The sequence below is a fragment of the Acidimicrobiales bacterium genome, assembly GCA_036273495.1.
Taxonomy (GTDB): Bacteria; Actinomycetota; Acidimicrobiia; order Acidimicrobiales; family JAJPHE01; genus DASSEU01.
The window spans coordinates 1-6174 of record DASUHN010000384.1 but is presented as its reverse complement, the minus strand read 5'-3'; the positions used below and the strand labels follow the sequence as shown (position 1 = coordinate 6174).

Below are 6174 nucleotides of genomic sequence, written 5' to 3'. Positions count from 1 at the left end.
CTCGTCCTGCACGGGGACGCCGACCGGCTGGTGTCGCTGGAGGCGGGCCGGGCCACCGCCGCCGCCATCCCCGGCGCCCGTCTCGAGATCATCGAGGGGATGGGCCACGACTACCCGCCGCAGTACTGGGACCGCCTGGTCGAGCTGATCGGAAGCCACGCCCGGGCGGCGGCGCCGGCCGCCTGAGGCCTACCCCGGCGTCGACGGGGCCAGCGAGCCGGTGGCGAGGAGGTCGGAGAGCCCGGTGACGAGGGCGGCGGGCGGCCGCCAGCCGAACACGCCACACGGCTGCCCGTCGACGACCGGCGTGTCCGGTCCGGTCATCCCTCTCACGAACAGGTAGAGCACCCCGGCCAGGTTGCGCCCGGGCTCGTACCCGGGGAGGCGCCACCGGAGGTAGCGGTGGAGAGCGACCAGGTAGAGCATCGCCTGCAGGGGGTAGTGGGCCCGCTGCATCTCCGCATCGAGGGCCGAGGGCCGGTAGTGCCACGCGCGCAACTGCTCCCCGTCGGGGGCCAGCCAGTTGGTCTTGTAGTCGACGACGAAGAACCGTTGCGTCCCGTCGGCTTCGTGGTGCCGGAAGACGAGGTCGAGGCTCCCGTTGAGGTACCCGCGCAGGTTCGAGCCCAGCAGGGGGTCGGCCAGGCGGGACGGGTACCCGAGGAGATGGGGCCCGGTCCCACCCGTCTCCGCCAACAGGCGGCCGATGTCGGTAATCTGCACCTCCCCCGTCGGCTGGTCCCCTCCGCACAGCGGGTACTCGAAGGTCAGCTCGTCGAGACGGTCGCGCCTCGAGATGCTCCGGAGGGTCGCGCCTCGGGCCAGGGGCCCCAGCGGGGTGGCGAGCGCAGCCGCGAGGCCGGCGGCCAGCGTCTCGGCCGGGACGCCGTCGAGCGGGTGGTAGATCTGCTCGGCCCGGATGGCGTCGGCGAGGGCGGCGTCGATGTCGGCGACAGCGAAGTCGACCCGCTCCAGCACGCCGTGCACGAACGTCCCGAAGTCCGGCCCGGCCGGCAGTTCGGCCATCGGCCCGGCCACGGCGCGCAGCTCGTCCTCACGGGCGTCAGTAACGGCGTCCACGGGAGGGGGCGGGACGACGGGCTCGTCGCGGATCCCCGGCTCCTCGGGCTCGCTGCCGACCACCTCGTCGTGGGAGGCGGCGGTGATGCCCGAGTAGGAGGTGCGCCGCCACCGGACGTCGAGGGTGCGGTCGAAGGCCGCCGCCCGCAGCTCACCGGTGAAGGCGGGCGCCGAGGTCCCGACCGGCTCGTAGCGCGCCGTACCCGGTCCGGTGGCCCGCTCCACGCTTATGCCGGCCGGCACGTGCTGGGCCAGGTCGAGCAGCTTCTCGTGCACCTGGTTGTCCTTCGGCGTGAACTTCCCGGCGGGCGGGACCGATCCGTCGGCCTGCTTGAACAACAGGATCCGGCCGAGGGGGCTGTCCTCGCAGTCCTGGACCCGGGCCCAGTGGATCACGGTCTGGTGCCGGGCCCGGGTGAGGGCCACATAGAGGTGACGCAGCTCCTCTCCGCGCTCCTCCTCGTGGTGGACCTTGTAGTGGCGGTCGTAGGTGGCACCGCCGTCCCTCCCGCTGACGTCGAGCTTCCGCTTGAAGCCGTCGTCGGGATCGTGGAAGACCACCGGACGACCGGCCCCGGGGTCCCAACCCGGGTCCCACAGGTAGGGGCAGTAGACGATGGGGAACTCGAGCCCCTTGGCCCGGTGGACGGTGAGCACCTGGACGGCGGCGGCGTCGGAGTCGAGGCGGCGGCTGCGCTCCTCGGCCTCGGCGCTCTCGTCGTCGGCCTCGCGGATGCGGCGGGCCAGCCAGGCGCGCAGGGCGGGGGGGCCGAGCTGGCCGCCGTTGCCCTCGGCGTGCAGCAGCTCGGCCACATGGGCCAGGTCGGTGAGCTCCCGCTCCCCGTCGGCGCGCGACAGGACGCGGGCGGGCAGCCCCTCTCCCGCCGTCACCGTGCGGAACAGGGTGGCGACGCCCCGGCGGCGGAGCACGTCCGACCACTGGTGCAGGCGGTCGTGGACCTGCTCCCACCGGCCGTCCCCCGCTCCGGCCACCTCCTCGGCGGTCATGCCGATGAAAGCGGTGAGCGCCACCGCCACCGCCCGCGCCCGGTCGGCGGGCTGCTCGAGGGCCTCGAGGAGTGAGAGCCAGTGCCGGGCCGCCGGCGTGGCGAACACGCTCTCGGTGCCGGCCACCACGGCCGGCACCCCGACGGCCCGCAGCGCCCGCTGGACCACGCCGGCCTGGCGGTTGGTGCGCACCAGGACGGCCACGTCCCCCGGCGCGACGGGGCGGCGGGTCCCCTCGGTGCCGTCGGAGCGGCGGTCGATCAGCTCGGCCCCACTGGTGAGGAGCGCCACGATGTCGGCGGCTACGTCCCCCGCCACCCACTCCACCGCCGCCGTCTTCTGGACCCACTTCCCGGTTCCGGTCATCTGCACCGTCTGTTCGGCGGCGTGCAGGACCCGCGCCCGCAATGCTGCGCCCACTGGTGCTCCGGCCAGGCCGGACAGCCGATGGGCGTTGGTCGCCCGCGCCGGGCGGTACGGGATGTCGGGATGGCCCAGGTGCAGCTGGTTGAGCACGACGTTGTAGGCCTCGAGCAGGTCCTCGTCGCTGCGCCAGTTCTCGTCGAGGGTGAAGCGGTGGTCGGCCATGCGCGCCGCGTCCAGGTACGAGTAGACGTCGGCACCGCGGAAGGCGTACACCGCCTGCTTCGGGTCGCCGATGAGCACAAGGGTCGTCTGGCGCGTCCCGAACGCCCGGCGCACCACCTCCCACTGCACCGGGTCGGTGTCCTGGAACTCGTCGACGAGCACCACCTGGTAGCGCTCGCGCAGCCGGGCGCACGCCGCCTCGCCGCGCTCGGTGTGGGCCAGCGTCTCCTCCAGGCGGACGAGCAGGTCGTCGTAGGTGAGGAGGTTGGCGTGGAGCAGGCGGCGGGCCACCTCCTTGCGGACGGCTGCGGCCAGCCGGCTCCGCATGTTCGAGCGGTCCTTCTCCGGGTCGGGCTCGAGGGCGGTGGCGGGGTTGTTCACCGCCTCCCGGCCGATCTCGAGCGCCTGGCGCCGGGTGAAGTTCATCCCGCCCCAGTGCAGGACGCCGCGGACGAAGAGGTCGTCGACCACCTCCTCGACCAGGTCGCGCGGGTCCTCGAGGAGTCCGGCGCCGACGGCCACGGTTCCCGCCACTCCGAGCCCGGCCAACACCAGCTGGCAGAACCCGTGGGTCGTCGTGATGGTGGCGGCGTCGAAGGTGGCCAGGGCGTCGGCCAGCCGCCGGCGGCGGTCCCTCACGGCTCCCGTGTCGCCGCGGGCGAGGAGGCGGAGCACCTCGTCGTCGGCCGGCGGGGCCTGCCCCGCGTCGACGAGCCGTCCCAGGCCCTCCTCGGCCGAGACCAGTCGCTCCCGCACCCGGTCCCGCAGCTCCCCGGTCGCCATCCGGGTGAAGGTGACGGCCAGGATCCCGGACAGTGGCACCCGGCCCTCGGCCACCAGCCGGGCGGTCAGGGCGGCGATGGTGAAGGTCTTCCCGGTGCCGGCGCTGGCCTCGAGGACCGTGATCCCGGGCTCCGGGAGGTCCCCGCAGACGTCGAACGGTTGCGGCGTGCCCGCCTCCACGGGGGCCACTCAAGCAGATGGCTGTGACCGGGCGGAGCAGGAGGCGGGCGGTCCGGGGTCGTAGTAGACGCCATGGGGACCCCACGCCGTCTTCTCTGTCTCGCCGCGGCCGCCGCCACGCTCTGCCTGCCGCCGCTCGCCGCCTCGGCCGGGTCCGGCGCCGGCCCGGGGTGCTCCACCACCCGCCACGCCGTGGCCCACCACGCCGGCGGCGTGGTGGTTGCCGGCGCGACCGGCGCGCCGGTGCCCTGCGAGACCCAGACGGGATACGGGGGGGCGGAGACCAGGGTGGTCGTGACCGCCGACGGAACGGTCGTGTACGAGCCCGCCACGCTGACCCCGGGGCTGGCCGGCACCGGGTTCGCTCCCGGCGCCCCGGGCCCGCGCCCGTCCACCAGTGTGCAGCCCGGAGGGCTGGCCCTCACCTCCGACCAGGGTGCCCACTGGCGGTTCGTGAAGCCGGCCGGGGCCACGTGGGTCCCCCAGGACGACCAGGTCTACGTCGACCGCCGGACGGGGCGGATCTTCTACTACGCCCTCAGCCCCACCCCGGTGCCCCAGCAGAGCGGGGTGCCTACCGAGGACCAGGTGCCGGCGGGCCACGCCCATCTGATGGTGAGCGGGGACGACGGGCGGACGTGGACCTACAGCGCCCTCACTCCCTACATCGAGTCCGAGAACCCCCGCTTCGCCACCGCGCCCCCTCCCGCCGGAGGCGCCCGACCGTCCGGTTACCCGGACGTGGCGTACTGGTGCGGGAACGACATGCTGTTCTACTGGGCGGCGCCGGTGATCCCCGGCTACCGGGCGTGCTACCGCTCGCTCGACGGTGGGGCCACGTGGTCACAGACGTCGATCCTGTTCTCCCAGCCGGTTCCGACCCACAAGGAGTGCGGGACCAACCCCGAGGTCTTCAACGCCGGGGACGGCAACTACCCGGAGCCGGCGCCGGACGGCTCGCTCTACGTCACCGTCGCATGCGGGTCGACCACCTTCCTGGCCCGCAGCAGCGACGAAGGGGCCACGTGGCCGATCCTGCACGACGCCAAGGGGGCGCCGCTCACCATCCCCGCCACCGATGAGCTGCGCGTGGACGAGCGGGGCAATCTCTACTCCGTGCACCTGAACGGTTCCCATCTGGACCTGCGCATCTCCCGGGACCGGGGACTGTCGTGGACGGCGCCTCTCGACATGACCCCACCGGGCGTGACGGCGGTCAGCCAGTGGTTCGTGGCGCAGCGGGGCAGCGGGGTGGCGGTCTCGTACCTGGCGACGACGGGCGGCGCCACCGGCCTCGACGGCTACGTGACCACCACCCGCAACGCCCTCGCCGCTGCGCCCCTCTTCTGGAGCACGACGATCAACCCGCCCGGGCACCCGATGTACAACGGGTCGCCGGCCGAGGCGCGCGACGACTTCATCGGTGTCGACATCGCGCCCGACGGCACGCCCTGGGCCAGCTTCTTCACCTCCTGTGGCCAGGGGGACACCAGCCCGGGCTGTGAGGGGCAGGAGGGAGACCCCCAGGCGACCGGAGCGGTGGCCGGGCGGCTCGTCTTTCCGGGGTAGCGCGCGAGGCTGGGCCCGATGACCGCCGACCGCCCGCCCGCCCCGTGGGGCAACGCCTCCCACCACACCGGGGCGCTGGACGACGTTCGGATCTGTGACCTGTCGGGTCAGCTGGCCGGGGCGGGATCCACCCGGGTGCTGGCCGCCTTCGGGGCCCAGGTGATCCGGATCGAGGACCCGGTCAACAAGGGGATGTGGGACATCGTCCGCCAGCTCGGCCCCCGGATCCAGGGCGACCTCGGGCCGGAAGGCGGCTCCGGCTTCAACAACCACAACGTCGAGAAGCTGGGCGTCACCCTCAACCTGCGCACCGAGCGGGGCCGCGAGCTGCTGGCCGAGCTGGTCCGGATCTCGCACGCCGTGACGGAGAACTTTGCCGCCGGGGTGATGGACCGCCTCGGGTTCGGCTACGAGCGCCTGCGCGAGCTGCGGCCCGACATCGTCTACGTGTCCAACTCCGGCTTCGGCTACGAGGGCCCGTACCACTCGTTCAAGTCTTGGGGCCCGATTGCCCAGGCCATGGGCGGGCTCACCCACACCTCGGGGCTGCCCGGGCTCGAGCCCGCCGGTTGGGGCTACTCCTACATGGACCATTCCGGCGCCTACATGATGGCCATAGCCCTCCTGGCGGCGCTCTACCACCAGCGCCGCACCGGTCAGGGCCAGTGGGTCGACATCGCCTGCGCCGAGGCGGGCATCACGCTGGCGGGCCTGGCCGCCCTGGACGCCACCGTCAACGCCCGGGCCGAGCGGGACATCCCGGTGGCCTCCAACCGCAGCCCGGCCCCGCCGATGGCGCCCCACGGCATCTACGCCTGCGCCGCCGACGACTCGTGGGTGGCGATCGCCTGCCGGCACGACGAGGACTGGGGGGCGCTGGCCGGGGTGGTGGGGGAACCGTGGTGCGCAGAGGATCGCTTCTCCGTTCTCTCCGGCCGCACGACCGCCGCCGACGAGCTCGATGGG

General features: G+C 73.7%; 4 protein-coding genes. 3 read left to right on the top strand and 1 reads right to left on the bottom strand.

What is annotated here, in order from left to right; genetic code table 11:
- On the top strand, positions 1–186 hold a 186-nt coding region (locus tag VFW24_16700; GenBank protein ID HEX5268410.1), incomplete at its 5' end, for an alpha/beta hydrolase.
- A 3-nt stretch (positions 187–189) separates the two neighbouring features.
- Here the strand turns inward: VFW24_16700 and VFW24_16695 are convergent.
- Positions 190–3648: a UvrD-helicase domain-containing protein gene (locus tag VFW24_16695; GenBank protein HEX5268409.1), complete on the bottom strand. Its 3459-nt coding sequence runs from the start codon at positions 3646–3648 to the stop codon at positions 190–192.
- A 63-nt stretch (positions 3649–3711) separates the two neighbouring features.
- On the opposite strand from VFW24_16695, the gene VFW24_16690 reads away from it, so the two are divergent.
- Together VFW24_16690 and VFW24_16685 are read left to right on the top strand one after the other, a co-directional pair.
- A complete protein-coding gene (locus VFW24_16690; protein ID HEX5268408.1) occupies positions 3712–5208 on the top strand; it encodes a sialidase family protein in 1497 nt (498 codons plus the stop codon).
- Positions 5209–5226: 18 nt separating this feature from the next.
- On the top strand, positions 5227–6174 hold a 948-nt coding region (locus tag VFW24_16685; GenBank protein HEX5268407.1), incomplete at its 3' end, for a CoA transferase.

Coding starts and splice junctions, on each gene's coding strand:
- VFW24_16690 (HEX5268408.1), top strand. CDS start 3,712: ATGGGGACCCCACGCCGTCTTCTCTGTCTCGCCGCGGCCGCCGCCACG.